The organism is Finegoldia sp. P3-F-LR, assembly GCF_052932165.1.
In genome coordinates, this window is sequence record NZ_JBRFJE010000001.1 from 44,036 (window position 1) to 60,175 (window position 16,140).

14 protein-coding genes are annotated in these 16,140 nt (G+C 27.8%); 5 read left to right on the plus strand and 9 right to left on the minus strand.

Going from position 1 to position 16,140, the window contains the following annotated elements:
* The 4 genes from mutS to ACU68U_RS00245 are packed head-to-tail and all read left to right on the plus strand — an operon-like array spanning position 1 to position 6,658.
* Positions 1-2,580 (plus strand): DNA mismatch repair protein MutS, encoded by a 2,580-nt coding sequence (mutS, locus tag ACU68U_RS00230; protein ID WP_446762502.1) that lies wholly within the window; start codon positions 1-3, stop codon positions 2,578-2,580.
* Positions 2,573-4,456, plus strand: a complete 1,884-nt coding sequence (mutL, locus tag ACU68U_RS00235) for a DNA mismatch repair endonuclease MutL (protein ID WP_316445237.1) — start codon at positions 2,573-2,575, stop codon at positions 4,454-4,456. The genes mutS and mutL overlap by 8 nt, the downstream gene beginning before the upstream one ends.
* Entirely contained in the window at positions 4,453-5,397 is a 945-nt protein-coding gene (gene miaA / locus ACU68U_RS00240; protein ID WP_304065055.1) for a tRNA (adenosine(37)-N6)-dimethylallyltransferase MiaA, read from the plus strand. Before mutL ends, miaA begins: the two co-directional genes overlap by 4 nt.
* Positions 5,384-6,658: a methionine gamma-lyase family protein gene (locus tag ACU68U_RS00245; protein WP_316445235.1), complete on the plus strand. Its 1,275-nt coding sequence runs from the start codon at positions 5,384-5,386 to the stop codon at positions 6,656-6,658. Before miaA ends, ACU68U_RS00245 begins: the two co-directional genes overlap by 14 nt.
* Before the next feature lie 50 nt (positions 6,659-6,708).
* Here the strand turns inward: ACU68U_RS00245 and lexA are convergent, their stop codons facing one another.
* Positions 6,709-7,335: a transcriptional repressor LexA gene (gene lexA / locus ACU68U_RS00250; RefSeq protein WP_002836400.1), complete on the minus strand. Its 627-nt coding sequence runs from the start codon at positions 7,333-7,335 to the stop codon at positions 6,709-6,711.
* Positions 7,336-7,509: 174 nt separating this feature from the next.
* On the opposite strand from lexA, the gene ACU68U_RS00255 reads away from it, so the two are divergent.
* A complete protein-coding gene (locus tag ACU68U_RS00255) occupies positions 7,510-7,821 on the plus strand; it encodes a LysM peptidoglycan-binding domain-containing protein (RefSeq protein ID WP_154254201.1) in 312 nt (103 codons plus the stop codon).
* A 75-nt stretch (positions 7,822-7,896) separates the two neighbouring features.
* Here ACU68U_RS00255 and ACU68U_RS00260 read toward each other — a convergent pair whose 3' ends face one another.
* The 8 genes from ACU68U_RS00260 to ACU68U_RS00295 form a co-directional block, all read right to left on the minus strand.
* A complete protein-coding gene (locus ACU68U_RS00260; RefSeq protein WP_154254202.1) occupies positions 7,897-8,877 on the minus strand; it encodes a tyrosine recombinase XerC in 981 nt (326 codons plus the stop codon).
* Between the two features lie 115 nt (positions 8,878-8,992).
* On the minus strand, positions 8,993-10,159 hold the full coding sequence (locus tag ACU68U_RS00265) for a pyridoxal phosphate-dependent aminotransferase (RefSeq protein ID WP_148131170.1): 1,167 nt from the start codon (positions 10,157-10,159) through the stop codon (positions 8,993-8,995).
* Positions 10,146-10,967, minus strand: a complete 822-nt coding sequence (locus tag ACU68U_RS00270) for a PHP domain-containing protein (protein WP_094205669.1) — start codon at positions 10,965-10,967, stop codon at positions 10,146-10,148. Before ACU68U_RS00270 ends, ACU68U_RS00265 begins: the two co-directional genes overlap by 14 nt.
* Before the next feature lie 68 nt (positions 10,968-11,035).
* Positions 11,036-12,577 (minus strand): ribonuclease Y, encoded by a 1,542-nt coding sequence (gene rny / locus ACU68U_RS00275; RefSeq protein ID WP_094205670.1) that lies wholly within the window; start codon positions 12,575-12,577, stop codon positions 11,036-11,038.
* 118 nt (positions 12,578-12,695) lie between these two features.
* Entirely contained in the window at positions 12,696-13,358 is a 663-nt protein-coding gene (locus ACU68U_RS00280) for a chromosome partitioning protein ParA (RefSeq protein WP_094203642.1), read from the minus strand.
* Positions 13,345-13,584 carry a hypothetical protein gene (locus ACU68U_RS00285; RefSeq protein WP_094205671.1) on the minus strand — a complete coding sequence of 80 codons (240 nt, stop codon included), beginning with the start codon at positions 13,582-13,584 and terminating at the stop codon, positions 13,345-13,347. Before ACU68U_RS00285 ends, ACU68U_RS00280 begins: the two co-directional genes overlap by 14 nt.
* Positions 13,584-15,167: an AAA family ATPase gene (locus ACU68U_RS00290; protein WP_154271120.1), complete on the minus strand. Its 1,584-nt coding sequence runs from the start codon at positions 15,165-15,167 to the stop codon at positions 13,584-13,586. Before ACU68U_RS00290 ends, ACU68U_RS00285 begins: the two co-directional genes overlap by 1 nt.
* Positions 15,167-16,117 (minus strand): metallophosphoesterase family protein, encoded by a 951-nt coding sequence (locus tag ACU68U_RS00295; protein WP_094207184.1) that lies wholly within the window; start codon positions 16,115-16,117, stop codon positions 15,167-15,169. Before ACU68U_RS00295 ends, ACU68U_RS00290 begins: the two co-directional genes overlap by 1 nt.
* Positions 16,118-16,140 lie beyond the last annotated feature (23 nt).

Sequence of the window (16,140 nt, forward strand, 5' to 3'; positions counted from 1 at the left end):
ATGAGTTATACTCCTATGATCAAACAATACAAAGAAATAAAAGAACAAAACAAAGATTGTATATTATTTTTTAGATTAGGAGATTTTTATGAAATGTTCTTTGAAGATGCTTTACTAGCTTCCAAAGAACTTGAAATTGTTTTGACACAAAGAGACTGTGGAGAAAATCAAAAATGTCCAATGTGTGGTATTCCTTACCATGTTAGTGATGTTTATATTAATAAATTGGTATCAAAAGGATATAAAGTTGCTATATGTGAGCAACTAGAAGATCCAAAATTAGTAAAAGGTTTAGTGAAAAGAGGAATTATTAAAATCTATACCCCTGCCACAGTTATAGAAAATGAAAATTCTGATACTGGAAATTTTAATTATTTGATGAGTATTTCAAAAAAATCAAATGAAGTAGCTATTTCGTATATAGACATCTCAACGGGTGATGTTTCATATACTAATACTACATCTGATGATATTTATAAAATAATTGAAAATGAGATTTCAAAAATTACTCCGAAGGAAGTTATATTTAATGATCATGAGTTTTCAGCCAAATCATTAGAAACGATAGCAACTAAGTTTTCTATTGTATTAACAACTGTTAATAATAGCACTAATGCTTTAGATTTCATTAATAGCAAGATAAAATACGATAATAGCAACAGTGAAACAACTAATATTTGTGTTGCGAATTTATTAAAATATGTGTTCAGATATCAAGAGGATTTAGTTCATATCAATAGCTCCAGTAAATATTATATTAATGAATTTATGGAGATTGATTCTAATAGCGTTATTAATCTAGAAATTCAAAAAAACTTATATACAAATTCTAAAAATGGTAGTTTGTTCGGAGTATTGAATCATACAAAAACATCTATGGGATCTAGACTATTGCATAGTTATCTAGAAAGACCATTGATGGATAAAGAAGAAATTCTAACTAGACAAAGTAGGGTTGAAGAAATTTTTGAAGATTATGAGTTATTAGTTAATTTAGAAGATAGTCTTGATGGTATATATGATTTGGATAGGCTGATAGCTAAATTATCATATAAAAGTGCCAATGCTAAGGATTTAATTGCTTTAAAAGTTTCTATTGAAAAGATTCCATATTTGAAAAATCTCTTAAATTGCAACAAGAAAAACATACAATTAATAGGAGAAAAATTAGATGATTTAGGAGACATATACGATTTGATTGATAAATCAATAGTTGATGATCCTCCAGTAACTTTGACAGAAGGAAATTTAATAAAATCTAATTTTTCTAATGAATTGGATCAATTGAGATACAACAGAGTCAATGGAAAAAATGAATTAGTAGAATACGAAATGTCTGAAAAAGATAGATTGGGAATAAAAAACTTAAAAATTGTTTTCAATAAAAAACTTGGTTACTTTATTGATGTAACCAAATCTAACTTAAATAAAGTTGGAGATGATTATGAGAAAAGACAAACGCTGACTAATTCATCAAGATTTAAAACCAAACAATTAGAAGCTATAGAATCAAAAATTTTAGATTCTGAGGATGAGATTTTTGAACTTGAATATAAAATATTTGAGGATATTAGAAAAATAATTCTTAAAAATTTATCTAGAATAAAAAAATCAGCTGATTTGATTGCAATCATTGATGTATCAAATTCACTTGCTAAATGTGCTTACTTGAATAATTATATTAAGCCTGATATCAATACTTATGGATTAATTGATGTACTAGAATCCAGACATCCTATAGTGGAGTTGAGTGTGGGCCAATCTGAGTTCATAACAAATGATATTTTAATAGGATCAGGCAAAAATGATATACAGTTAATTACTGGACCTAATATGAGTGGTAAATCTACGTACCTAAGACAAGTTGCCTTGATTTGTATATTGAATCAAATTGGTTCATTCGTACCTGCTACTAAGGCTAATATTTCAATTGTGGACAAGATTTTTACAAGAATTGGTTCAAGTGATAACTTATTTAAAGGTGAATCTACTTTCATGGTGGAAATGAAAGAAATGAGCAACATTATTAAATATGCAACATCAAATAGTTTATTAGTTTTAGATGAAATTGGCCGTGGCACATCAACATTTGATGGACTAAGTCTTGCTTGGGCTATCGTTGAGTATATTTCAAAGAATATAAAAGCAAAAACTTTGTTTGCAACTCACTATCATGAACTTACAGAATTAGAAAAGAAGTTGGATAATCTTATAAATATGAAAGTCGATATAAAAGAAACTAATGACTCTATTATATTTTTAAGAAAAATTACTAGAGGTTCAACTGATAAAAGCTATGGTATTGAAGTAGCTGAATTAGCTGGAATGCCAAAGTCTCTTATAAAACGAGCAAAATCAATTTTAAAAGAAATTGATAAGGAAGACACTAAGATTGATTTACCAATTGCAGATTTTGCAGTTCAAAACGATGAAAATGATGAAAAAAATATCCATGAATTGGAAAACTTCAAGGATGAAATTCAAAATATTAACATAAATGAGATTACTCCTCTTCAGTCCCTACAACTGTTGAATGAGCTTGTTACTAAAGCTTCGAAATTAGGTGATAAAGATGATTAAGTTATTGTCAGAAGATACAATTCAAAAAATCGCAGCAGGTGAAGTTATTGAAAGACCTGTTTCAGTTATCAAAGAGTTGGTTGAAAACTCTATAGATGCTGGAAGTGATACCATTGTCGTAGAAATTAAAAATGGTGGAAAAGATTTTATATCTGTTAGCGATAATGGTTCTGGAATTGAAAAAAACGAAATAGAATTAGCATTTAAAAGACACTCAACTAGTAAGCTTGAAAAGTTTGATGATTTGTATGATATAAGGACATTAGGTTTTAGAGGAGAAGCTCTAGCTAGTATTCTTGCTGTGAGTAAACTTTCTGTCAGTACGAGAACAAAATCAGAAAAAATTGGGAAGAAAGTTGAGTTTAGAAATTCAAAGGTTATAAGTGAATCTGATGTTGCAATGAATGTCGGAACTAAAATAGTAATCAAAGATCTGTTTTACAATGTACCTGTAAGAAAAAAGTTTATGAAGACAGACCAGACAGAAGCAAATCTAATAACAACTACAATGTACAAATTTGCTATTTGCAACACAAGTGTTTCTATTAAATACATTAAAGATAATAAAACTTTATTTGAAACTAAAAAGAATTCTTCAATTAGGGAAAATATTATTAACTTATTTGGCACTTCAATGTCCAATAATCTAATAGATATTGATATAAATTCACGAGATTACAAAATCCATGGCTACATTTCAAACAATAATTTGTATAGAGCTAATAGACAAATGCAATATATATTTCTAAATGGTAGATTTGTTAAATCAGAAGACATTAGAAATACAGTAGAATCTAATTATAAATCTGTAATACCAAATGGGAGATTTCCATTATTTTGGCTGTTTTTTGAAATAAATCCCAAGCTTGTAGATGTTAATGTTCATCCCAATAAACAAAAAGTAAAAATTTCTATTTTAGATGAAATATTGGAAGAACTTAACAAAAAAGTTAGATTTTTATTAGAAAATAATGCAAGAATTGCAAATATTAGCCAGGCGATTTCTGATGATGATAAATACAAAGATTTAAGAAGAAATTATTTTGAATCTGATTCTAACTTAACTAACTATAAATACGATAAGGTATCAGAGCCAACTTATTCTTATAACCTTTTTAATGATAATTCAAAATTAAGCAATTTGAGAAATATAAAATATAAAGATGAAGCAGAAGATATTATCAGAAAACCAAAAACTACCGAAGATTTTTTTGGTGGTAACAAGATAGTAAATCAAGATAATTTATTTAATAACGATAGTGAACAAATTGAAGTGGAATCTTCTTTAAAAAAATATGAAAAATTTGATATACTAACAGTTTTATTCAAAACGTATATTTTAGCTAAGGATGAGTTTGATAGTAAAATTTATTTATTCGATCAACATGCTTGTCATGAGAGAATTAATTATGAAAAATTAACAAAACAAATGCAAGAAAACGAAGTAATATCACAAAATATAGCTTTTCCAGTTAATATATCTTTAACTGATGAATTAATGGAAATATATGTGAATAACAAGAGTATATTTGAAGAATTGGGATATGAAAGTGATGTTTTTTCAGATGATTCCGTTGTTATTCGTGCTGTTCCTTATTTATTTGGAAATTCAAATGCTGAGTTTTTATTTACTGATATTTTGGATACAATTGCTAAGAATTCAAATGATCCTTTTGACGTAATAGAGTCTAAAGTAATAAAGAGATCTTGTAAAATGAGTGTAAAAGCTGGTGATACATTAAGTAACTTTGAAATAATTAAACTTTTAGAAGATTTATTTAAGTGTGAATATCCATTAACTTGTCCTCATGGAAGACCAACTTTTATTGAAATGAATGAAAAAGATTTAGAAAAAATGTTTATGAGGATAAAATGAGAAAAAAATGTATTGTAATCGTCGGACCTACTGGAGTAGGGAAGACCAGCTTAAGTATTTTTTTAGCAAAAAGTTTAAACAGCGAGATTATTTCTGCAGATTCTATGCAAATCTATAAGTATATGGATATTGGTACTGCAAAAGTTGAACCAAAATATCAGAAAGAAATAAAACATCATTTGATAGATATAGTTGAACCGAATGAAAATTTTAATGTAGAACAATTTCAAAGTCTTTGCATAGATAAAATTGAAGAAATTTCAGCTAAAAATATAATCCCAATTATCGTTGGAGGTACAGGATTATATATCAATTCTATAACACATAAATTAGAATTTAACACTGTTAAATCTGATGAAAAATTAAGACATGAATTGGAAAATTTTGCAGAATCACAAGGCAATCAAAAACTCCATAAAATGTTGGAGGATATAGACCCTGAGTCGGCAAGTAAAATTCACAAGAACAATGTGAGACGTGTTATTAGAGCAATTGAAGTATACAAGCTTACTGGTCATAGATTTAGTGAAATAAACGACAAATTCGATCATTATAACGATGATTATGATTTTTATATAATTGGATTAAATGATGATAGAGAGATCCTTTATGAAAGGATAAATCAAAGAGTAGATGAGATGATCGATGAAGGCTTTATGTCTGAATGTAAATATATTTATGAGCTGACAGATGAAAGTTCTCAATCAATTCAAGCTATAGGTTACAGAGAAGCTTTCATGTATTTGAATAATGAGATCTCTTTTAAAGATATGGTTAGTTTAATGAAAAAAAATAGCAGAAAATATGCCAAGAGACAGTTAACCTGGTTCAGACAAGATGAAAGAATTCATTGGATGAATTTGGAAGATTTTAATAAATTTGAAGATATTGAACAAATTTGTTTGGGAAATGTGAAAGAATGGTTATATGATAAAAGATAAAATAAAAGAATGGTATGATGTAGATGATTTTAGCTATGATACAGTCATAGAAAGTAATAATCAACTATCAGATAGATTTAAAGAATTGGAAAATTTGGAGTTTGTTAATCAACTTAAGGTTTTGAAAGCTTTCCAAGACAATAAGTTACAAGCTACTGATTTTGCATCAACAACTGGATATGGATATGGAGATGTTGGAAGAGATAAATGTGAAGCGATTTTTAGGGATATTTTTAAGGCAGAAGACTGCCTTGTTAGACCTTCAATTGCTTCTGGAACTCACGCATTGAGCTTGTTAATGAAAGGCGTATTATTGCCTGGAGATAAGTTATTATATATTACGGGTTTGCCTTACGATACATTACAAGAAGTGATAGGCATTGAAGGCAATTCTCCATGTAATTTGAAAGAATTTGGAATTGACTTTGACTATGTTGATTTGGTAGATAATAATATAGATTTGGAAGCTGTAGAATCTAAAATAGACTCTTCGGTAAAAATGATTGCTATTCAAAGGTCAACAGGATATAGCTTAAGAAATGCTATTAATATTGGACAAATTGAAAAAGCAGCTAAATTTATCAAAGAAAAATTTCCAGAAGTTATCATCATGGTTGATAACTGTTACGGAGAGTTTACTGAATACAAAGAGCCTATTGAAGTTGGATGTGATGTTATTGCTGGATCTTTGATAAAAAATCCAGGTGGAGGAATAGCTCTTTCTGGTGGATACATTGCTGGTAAAAAGTCTATTATTGATAGGGTAGCAAATACTTTAACTGCACCAGGAATAGGGAAGGAAGTAGGAATAACTTTTGGTACTACTAGAAATACATTACAAGGATTATTTTTAGCTCCTAAAATTACGATAGAAGCTATGAAATCGGCATTATTATTTTCTCACGTATTTAAAAAATTAGGATTTAAAACAATTCCTGATGTAGAAGATAAAAGAAGTGATATAATTTGTGCGATTATTCTAAAAAACGAAGAAAGAGTTGTAGAATTTTGTAGATCAATTCAAGAGTCATCTGTCGTAGATTCACACGTAGTTCCTTATCCTTGGGATATGCCAGGATATGATGATAAAGTTATAATGGCATCAGGAAGCTTTATAGATGGTTCTAGCATAGAGATTTCAGCTGATGGTCCATTAAGAGAACCTTATGTCGCTTATTTTCAAGGATCACTGAGTTATAATCAAGCATTACTTGCTTGTATGAAAGTTGTTAAGAATTTAAAAAATAAAAATTTAATTTAAAATGACAAAAGCCCTCTAATTATTGTGTTAATTAGAGGGCATAGTTTTATTTAATAAATTGTTCTGTATAAACCAATAACTTTTCCTAAAATTTCTACATCTTTTACAATAATAGGATACATAGTTGAATTTGAAGGTCTTAATTCAATATGATCTGAATGTCTGTAAAATCTTTTAACTGTTGCTGATTCGTCCATTAACGCAACGACAATATCACCATTGTTTGCAGTATTTTGTTTGCGAACAATTATTTTATCGCCGTTTAATATTCCGTCTTCAATCATAGATTCTCCTTGGACTTTCAAAATAAAAACTACACCTTGTGATGTATATTCTATAGGAAGAGGAAATGTATCTTCGACATTTTCTATGGCCAAAATTGGCATTCCAGCTTGAACTTTTCCAACAATAGGAACATCTATAGTCTCTTTTTTTATTTCGTTTTCTTGTTCTTCATAAACGCTATCTATAATTTCTAAGGCTCTATTTTTTAAAGGATCTCTTCTTAAATAACCCTTCATTTCTAATTTCAAAATATTATTATGAACAGTTGATGTAGAGTTGATATTCAAACTATCACCAATTTCACGAATAGCAGGGGGATATCCTTTGTAATCTATATATCTTTTTATAAATTTTAATATTTCTATTTGCTTAGAGGTTAAATCATCGTACATTAATATACTCCTTTTCTATTCTTTTCTTGATTATATCATATTTCTTCAAGAAATGAAACATTTGTTTTCTTTTTTTATAGAACATAAAAATTTTTGTTGACATATAAGAACATATGTTGTAGAATAAAACCATAGAACATATGTACAGAAAATAGTTTCTGAACGGGAGGAAATATGAAAAAATATAAAATTACAAATAAGTTCAAATTTTTTAGATTTATATCGATTTGTTTTGTAGCATTGTGTTTGATAACTCTAGTATTAACATCTAATCTTAGTTACGGTAATTATGAAAATCAAGAATATAACACTGAGTATTATATCGTAGAACCATCAGATTCATTATGGAAAATTTCTACAAAATTCAAACCAGATAATATGAGTACAAGACAATTCATATCAATAATAAAACAATATAATCGATTTATAGAAGGTAGCTCAATTAAAGTAGGCGAACATTTGAACATACCTTTAATAAATAAATAAGATACTGTTATACTCCTAATACTATCTAATAACAGTAATGAAGATCAAGCACATGTCTTGATCTTTTTGTTTTTCTTAGTTATTGTTTTTTAAATCGTTGTTTAAGGTATTAAGTGGGTTCTTATTTACTGCACTTCTTAAACTGTTATTATCTACATGGGTGTATATTTGTGTGGTTGACACTGATTCATGTCCTAAAATCTCTTGCAGTACTTTTATATCGACATTACCATATTGATACATTAATGTCGCTGCTGTGTGACGTAATTTATGAACACTGTATATACTTGTGTCAAATCCACCAGCTTTTAAATAATGTTCAATTCTGTACTGTATAGCACGATTACTCATTCGATTTCTTTTTTTACTAATAAAAAGAGCGTCATTATCTATTTCTGGTCTTATTTTAAGATAATTGTCTAAAGCATCTAAACACATATCATTTAGATAAACAGTTCTTTCTTTGTTTCCTTTACCGATAACTCTCAATGTATTTGTTTTTATATGATCAATATTTATGCTGCTAAGCTCAGATAGTCTCATTCCACAGTTTAAGAATAATACTGTAATACAATAATCACGAGCTTTTATTTCTTCATCTTTTTCACGTAATATAACTTTAAGTAAATTTAATGATTCATCAAGCGTGAGATATACTGGTTGTCTAATATTTTTTTTCGGCGAATCTAAAAGTTCTGCAGGGTTTATTATATCTAATTTTCTTATATTGATAAGATACTTATAAAAAGTTCTTATACTAGAAGTTTTACGGCTACGTGTAGATGAACCATTGGATCTGTTATGGTCTAAAAATCCCATGAAAGAGTGCAAATCAATAACATCGATATTTTTGAAAAAATTCAAATCTACATCAGAAGAATCAATCTTAACAATATCATCAAATGATTTTAATTTTATATTTTGCTTACGCGCTAGAATGTATTTAATCATTAAATTGATATCGTAAGCATATTCTTTAACTGTATTTGACGAACGTCCTTTAATAGTTTCTAAGTAGTCTAAAAAGTCCATAAGTATCATAGGATAGCTATTCATAGTTCATAGTACCTCCAAATTTTTCATATACAATGTCACAAAATTATTATTTTGTGACATTGTAATTTTATCAAAAACCTCCTCTATTGTCAAAAAATATAGCAATTAAAATTTGCTATATTTTTTGATCTACTATAAAATTTTTTAAGTTTTCTAATCCTTGTTTAATGTCTTCAATACTTGTTGCATAGCTCATTCTAATATATTTGTCGTCTCCAAAAACAATACCTGGTACGAATGCAACGTTATATTTGGAAAGCAATTCATTACATAATTCTAAAGAATTATTAATTGTACTATTATAAAATTGATCTATTTTAATGAATATATAGAATGCTCCTGCTGGATAAATATATTCTATGTCAAATTCATCTAGTTTGGATACTATATAGTCTCTTCTGGACTTAAATTCACCAATCATTTGTTCTACTTCATCAGATTCGTCTTTTAACGCTGTTAAACCGGCTATTTGGCTCAATGTATTAGCATTGGATGTAATATGTCCTTGAAGTCTTTTTATGAGCTTAGAGACCTCCTTAGAGCTACAAGAATAACCCAACCTAAATCCAGTCATTGCATAAGCCTTTGAAAAACCATTAATTGTTATTGTTATCTCATTAATTTCATCAGATAATGAGCCTATACTTATAAATTCTTTATCATATGATAATCTTTCGTAAATTTCATCAGATATAATATAAATATTATTTTCGACTGCCCAGTTACCAATACTAAGTAATTCTTCTTTTGAATAAATAACTCCTGTAGGATTAGAAGGATTATTTAATATAAGACACTTAGTGTTTGAGTTTTTATATTGGTTTAATATATCGACATCGACTTTGAAGTTTTCATTATATGGTAAAATGACAGGCTTACAATCTGTTAATTTACACATTTCAGGATAACTTAACCAATATGGAGATGGTATAAGAACTTCATCATTAGGATTTGTTAATGCAAATAAGCTATTAACTATTGCTTGTTTAGCACCAGTGGATACAACTATAGAATCTTTATCGCATTTTATATGATTACATTTGTTAAGTTTTAAACTTATTTCTTCTCGTAAATCAGGTATTCCGCTAGTATCAGTATATCTAACAATTCCGTTATCCAAGTACTCTAAAGTTTTATCAATTATATATCTTGGAGTCTTGAAGTCTGGTTCTCCAACTGTAAAGTTATAGACTTTTATTCCTTCTTTTTTTAATTTATTAATTTTAGCACTCAACTCAAGTGTTAAAGATGGATTTATACTGTTAATTTTATTTGATAACATAATTGCTCCTTAATTCGTGTAGTTTTTTTATAGATTTAAGTGTTGTATAATTTAATGCAAAATTTCCCATTAAATAGTTACCATCAAACTGCTTTCCATGACAGTCGCTTCCTGCTGTATATATTAGTTTGTTTTTTATCGCTATATTTAAATATTTTTTGATATCAGTAAATGAATGTTTTGAATTAATTACTTCAATTCCATCAATACCCATTTCTATTATTTCATCTACAATATTATCATCATTCAATGTTATAGGATGTGCTAAAACACATACTCCATTAGCTGATTTTATAGAATCAATAATGTTTTGTAGTGATGTGAAGCTTTTTGCGACATAACATTTACCTTTTGGAGATAAATATTCGTTAAACGCTTCGTTTTTATTTTTGCATATATTAATATCTACTAAATATTGAGCTAAATTACTTCTAGAAAAAACTTTATCCTTACTATAATTTAGGACTTTTTCTTTGTCAATTTTGATTCCAAATTTAGCAAAATTTTTCTCAAAAATATCAATTCTATTGGCTCTATCATTTATAGCTAATTCAGAAATTTTTCGTAAGTTTTCATTGGAACTATCTACATAGTATCCAAGAATATGTACTTCTTTGTTTTTGTAAGTTATACCAAATTCTACAGCTTTAATGATGTTAGTATTACAAAGTTCTGGATCAGCAGACATTAAAATATCATGATCAGTAATTGCAATTTCATCTATATGATTTTTATTTGCAGTTTTTTGAATTTCTTCAATACTTAATCTTCCATCACTTTCTGTAGAATGTACGTGCATATCAATCATTTTTAAATCCTTTTAAAGTTTTTCATATTAGAAGAAGGTCAACATTTGTTGACCTTCTAAGTTAATTCTTATTTTGCGTAATCAGATACCCTATTTTCTCTTATGACATTTACTTTAATTTGTCCAGGATATTCTAATTCACTTTCAATTTTATGAGCTACATCTTTTGCTAATATAACCATAGCGCTTTCATCAATAACTTCTGGTTTAACCATAATTCTGATTTCTCTACCAGCTTGTATAGCATAAGAACTTTCAATACCATCAAATGAATTAGCTATTTGTTCTAGATTTTCTAATCTTTGGATATAGTTTTCCATAGATTCACGTCTAGCTCCAGGTCTTGCTGCTGATATTGCATCAGCAGATTGAACTAATATAGATTCAATACATGTTGGTTCAACATCGCCATGATGAGCCTCAATACAATTGATAACATCTTTTGGTTCTTTGAATCTTTTGGCAGCGTTAACGCCTAGTTCAACGTGTGGTCCTTCGATTTCGTGGTCAATTGCTTTTCCTAAATCGTGAAGTAATCCACCTCTTTTAGCTAATTTCACGTTTACTCCTAGTTCACTTGCAAGCATTCCAGCGATATTAGATACCTCAATAGAATGTTTAAGAACATTTTGTCCATAACTTGTTCTGTAATGTAGTTTACCTAGAATTTTAATCAATTCTGGATGTAAACCATGTACATTAGTTTCATCACAAGCTTCTTCGCCTTTTTCTCTTATAGTATTATCTACTTCTTTCTTGGCTTTTTCAACCATTTCTTCAATTCTAGTAGGATGAATTCTTCCATCAACTATAAGTTTTTCCAAAGCGATTCTTGCAATTTCACGTCTTACAGGATCAAAAGCTGATAATACAACAGCTTCTGGAGTATCATCAATTATTAAATCTACACCTGTTAAAGTTTCAAATGCTCTTATGTTTCTACCTTCACGACCAATGATTCTACCTTTCATATCATCATTAGGTAAATTAACAACAGACACAGTAGATTCCGCTACTTGATCTGCAGCATATCTTTGAATTGATGTACTAATGATTTCTCTTGCAAATTTTTCAGATTCTTCCTTAGTTTTGGATTCGATTTCTTTAATAATAGCAGCTTGCTCACGTATTGTTTCAGATTTAACTCTATCAAGAACAATGTCCTTGGCTTCATCGCTTGTTAATCCTGCAACTTTTTCCAATTCTAATTCCTTTTCATCTATTATGGATTGAATTTTTTGTTGCATATCGTCAGCTTTCTTTAATTCTGTATCTAGCTTTTTATGTTTCTTCTCTAATGATGCATTTTTTCGTTCTAAATTTTCTTCTTTAGAATTAAGTCTATCTTCTTGACGACTGATTTCTTTCAATCGAGATTTGTTTTCACGATCTAAATCACTTTTCATCTTAAAGATTTCATCTTTTGCTTCTACTAATAGTTCTTTTTTCTTAGCTTCAGCATCTTTGTTTGCATCTTCAATTATTTTAACAGCATAATCTTCAGCACTTCTGATTTTTTTCTCGGCCATGCTTTTTCTCAAAAAGAAACCTATTACAATACCTAAAATTGCAGCAATTATAGCAATTATTAAAGATGTCGCGGTGCTCATAAATACACCCCCTTTATTCAATTTTCAATATTCATTAAATAAATCTTTTGGATAAATTTACTCTTTTAGTGTAGTACAAATACCGTTGATTGTCAATATTTAGATATATAATAGAAAATTATATAACATCTATTTCAGATGTATTATTTCTATTTGTAATTCTATAGTTAATATCTCCAATAGCTGATAAGTGAGCGTTATGGGAAATCATTATAATTTGTTTATTGTATTCTTCACTAATTTCATTGATAAAATTTGCTACATTGTGTATATAGTCTTCACTAACATGCTTACAAGGTTCATCAAGTACAATAATATTGGCAAGATTATTTTCATATAGCATGATAAAAGAAATTCTTAGTGCCAAAGAAACTATATCTACTACTCCACCACCTCTAGCATCGACAATATCGTAGGTAAAAGTTTTAATCTCACCATCAATATCTAAGCTTTCTTCTATAAAAAACTTGGCAGAAGGATTGTTGTTTTTGATTTTTATTTCGATTTTAAAATTCATTTCTTTTTCAAAGATATAACTTAAACATCTACTTACAAGGTTTTCTATTTGAATTTTGGCTTGTTCTCTTGAATATTCTGAAGTCTTGTCATAGAGCATTTTGATGATCTCAAGTTTTTCTATTTGCTTTTCAAGGGCATCAATGCTTTTTTTTGTAGCTAATATTTCTTCTTCTATTGATTTTTTTACCGCTAATTCACTTTGATACTTAATTTCCATAGAAGTGATTTTGGATTGAATTTGAGTTAAATCAATTTTTTGCATCAGGAAGAAGCTCCTCAGCTTTTTGTAAATCTTGTTCGATTTGATTTTGAAGTTTAGTAATTTCTGATTCCAAATTTTCAGGATCTATATTTAATTCTTTCAACTGATTAAGTATATCTTCTTTTTGCTTCTCTAAAGTCTCTAATGCAATTTCGGCTCTATTTTTTTCTTCTTTAGCTTTATCAAGTCTTTCTTTTATGTTGTTAAAACGTTCATTAGTATTCATTATTTTCTTAACTCCTTTACTATTTGAGTAACATGATCTTCATCTATTTCACTTAGACAAAATGGACATATTTTTTCTTTGTAAAGATTTTCTTTGTATTTATTTATCAAGTCATCTATTAAAAAATTACATTCAGCTAATACTTTAGTATTCTGTTGATAAATCTCTTGTTTTTCATCTAAGGTGTTTTTTATTATTTTTAGTTTGGTTAACAATTCGAAAGCTTTGTTAATATTTAATAATATAATTTGTAAATTATTGATAGAATTCAATTTATCTAATTTATCATATTGGTCTAAAATGATTTTATTAATTTTTAGATATGAAATGTTAAGTTTATATAGTTGTATATATTTTTCTTTGTTTTTATCAATTCTATTTATTAAATCAGATACTTTAGATGTATTAATACTTGTTAATACCTGACTATTATTGCTTATTGATTGGTTAATTCTATAGTAATTTTCATTTAAATTAGATAACTGATTTAAAATTTGGATATCATTTTGAGTATTTAATAAGATATTATAGGATTTAGGCACTTGTTTAAATTTCTCTAATATAGTTTTATAGTTGGTATAACTACTTTTTACGTAAGTTAATCTATCATATAATGGTTTCAAAAACTTCAATAAAGTAAGATTTTTATCGATGTTATCAATAATTTCTGATATCAAATCCGTATATCTTAAATTATTCAATTTTACATTACTAGATTCGATACCTTTTATTATTTCCTGAGAATACTCATATAGTTGATTAAGTTTTGTAAAGGAAGACATATTATCTTCTGTATTCTGCAAAGTTTCTGAACAAATATCTAGTCCTTTGTAGTTATCTAAGTATTTATAACCATTTTTAATCCTGACATTTAATTCAGAAAGTTTAATGGATAATGTTTTCAATATATTTAATTTTTCAGAATTTTTGGCTAAATTATTGTATAAAACTTTTAGGTTGTCAATTTTTATTTTTTCTTCATTTAAATAATCATATTTATTTAGAGATTCTTCTTTTTCGTTGATAAAACTTTTTTTAAAATTTAATTCTCCTTTTGTGCTTTTTATTTCTCTTGAGACATTTCTGGATGCATTGTCTAGTATATCAATATTTACTAGTTTCCCGATAGCATTTGCTTTTGTAGAATCTGTTTCTGACAGCAAAAATGAATTTTCTAATTGTGAAGCGATTAAAATATTGTATTTCTCGTTCAAGAGATTAACTTTTTTAAAAAGAAAATCATCTTGAATTTCTGATGGTATTTCTCTACCGAAATTTTCATATTTCTTTATCTCTTCATTATCAGGATTATTTTTAATGTAGTAATAATTAGTATTACCTTTTCTACCTCTTAAAATAAAATTACCATTGTTAAATACAATTTTGACTTCAACATTATTGTATCCATTTCTGATTAATAAATCAGTTGTGTAATCATTGAATAAGACCCATGATAGAGCTCTAATTAAGGCAGTTTTTCCACTATCAGAAGCACCTGTAATTAAGTTTACTTTTTCTGAAAGCTCAAAATGACCTTGTTCGTATGACTGAAAATTAGTTAAATATATATCGGTAATATACATTATTCTATTCTCCTTATGGCTTCATCAATAATTTCTTCATCTATTTTCATTTCTCTTCCTATGGATTTTAAGTTGTTATTGATGTCTATAATCGGATTGCTTGATAACTTTGAAAGTCTTTCTTTTATATCCAGTAGGCTTTTGTTTTTAATAGAATACGGATTTAATTTATCATTAGAAAAAATTTCACTGCTATTTTTAGCACTTTTTAGAAAAATTTCTTCAATTTTGATATCATCTTTTGTAAGTTCGATTATCAAGACCTTAGGTCTTCTTTTTCTTTCTGATTCAGTATTAGTCATTCTAGCGATACTTCCTGGATTTGCGAAATACTTTTCATTGACCTTTACAGTCTTAAATCCAGTATGATAGTGTCCACTTAACACAATATCACAATCAGTATCCATAATTTGATCGATTAAAGTATACTCAATTTGTTCAATAAATTTCTTATACAATAAAAAACTGTGTATCATTAGTATATGATAGTCTATATTATCCAATCTTTTCGGATAATAATGGGATTTATCAGATGAATCAATATCATGAGTATATGGTTGGCCAGATATTTGAACCCTCAAACCATCCCTTTCTATGATAATAGGATTATCTTCTTCAACTAGTTCTAATACATCTAATGAATTGTATAGTCCCATCATAGCTCTATCTATAGAGTTTGGATTATAACCATATATATCATGATTCCCACTTATTATATGAATTTTCTTCGGAAAAGTTTGAAATAATTTACCAAATTTAGATGCTGTTTTTATTCCAACATCTGCTTTATCAAACAAATCTCCACCGTGAAGTATCATGTCAACATTTTCATTTATTGATATTTCTCTTATTTCTTCAATTTTTTTATAAATAGAATCTTCGTAATCGTCAATTCTAGATCTAGGATTTCTAGATTTTATATGTGTATCTGTAAAAAATAATATCTTCATAATAGAAATAGTGGGCAAGTAAT

Coding starts and splice junctions, on each gene's coding strand:
- rny (WP_094205670.1), bottom strand. CDS start 12,577: ATGAGCACCGCGACATCTTTAATAATTGCTATAATTGCTGCAATTTTA.
- ACU68U_RS00265 (WP_148131170.1), bottom strand. CDS start 10,159: ATGTTATCAAATAAAATTAACAGTATAAATCCATCTTTAACACTTGAG.
- ACU68U_RS00245 (WP_316445235.1), top strand. CDS start 5,384: ATGATAAAAGATAAAATAAAAGAATGGTATGATGTAGATGATTTTAGC.
- ACU68U_RS00285 (WP_094205671.1), bottom strand. CDS start 13,584: ATGAATACTAATGAACGTTTTAACAACATAAAAGAAAGACTTGATAAA.
- ACU68U_RS00260 (WP_154254202.1), bottom strand. CDS start 8,877: ATGAATAGCTATCCTATGATACTTATGGACTTTTTAGACTACTTAGAA.
- ACU68U_RS00255 (WP_154254201.1), top strand. CDS start 7,510: ATGAAAAAATATAAAATTACAAATAAGTTCAAATTTTTTAGATTTATA.
- lexA (WP_002836400.1), bottom strand. CDS start 7,335: ATGTACGATGATTTAACCTCTAAGCAAATAGAAATATTAAAATTTATA.
- mutL (WP_316445237.1), top strand. CDS start 2,573: ATGATTAAGTTATTGTCAGAAGATACAATTCAAAAAATCGCAGCAGGT.
- ACU68U_RS00270 (WP_094205669.1), bottom strand. CDS start 10,967: ATGATTGATATGCACGTACATTCTACAGAAAGTGATGGAAGATTAAGT.
- ACU68U_RS00290 (WP_154271120.1), bottom strand. CDS start 15,167: ATGTATATTACCGATATATATTTAACTAATTTTCAGTCATACGAACAA.
- ACU68U_RS00280 (WP_094203642.1), bottom strand. CDS start 13,358: ATGCAAAAAATTGATTTAACTCAAATTCAATCCAAAATCACTTCTATG.
- mutS (WP_446762502.1), top strand. CDS start 1: ATGAGTTATACTCCTATGATCAAACAATACAAAGAAATAAAAGAACAA.
- miaA (WP_304065055.1), top strand. CDS start 4,453: ATGAGAAAAAAATGTATTGTAATCGTCGGACCTACTGGAGTAGGGAAG.
- ACU68U_RS00295 (WP_094207184.1), bottom strand. CDS start 16,117: ATGAAGATATTATTTTTTACAGATACACATATAAAATCTAGAAATCCT.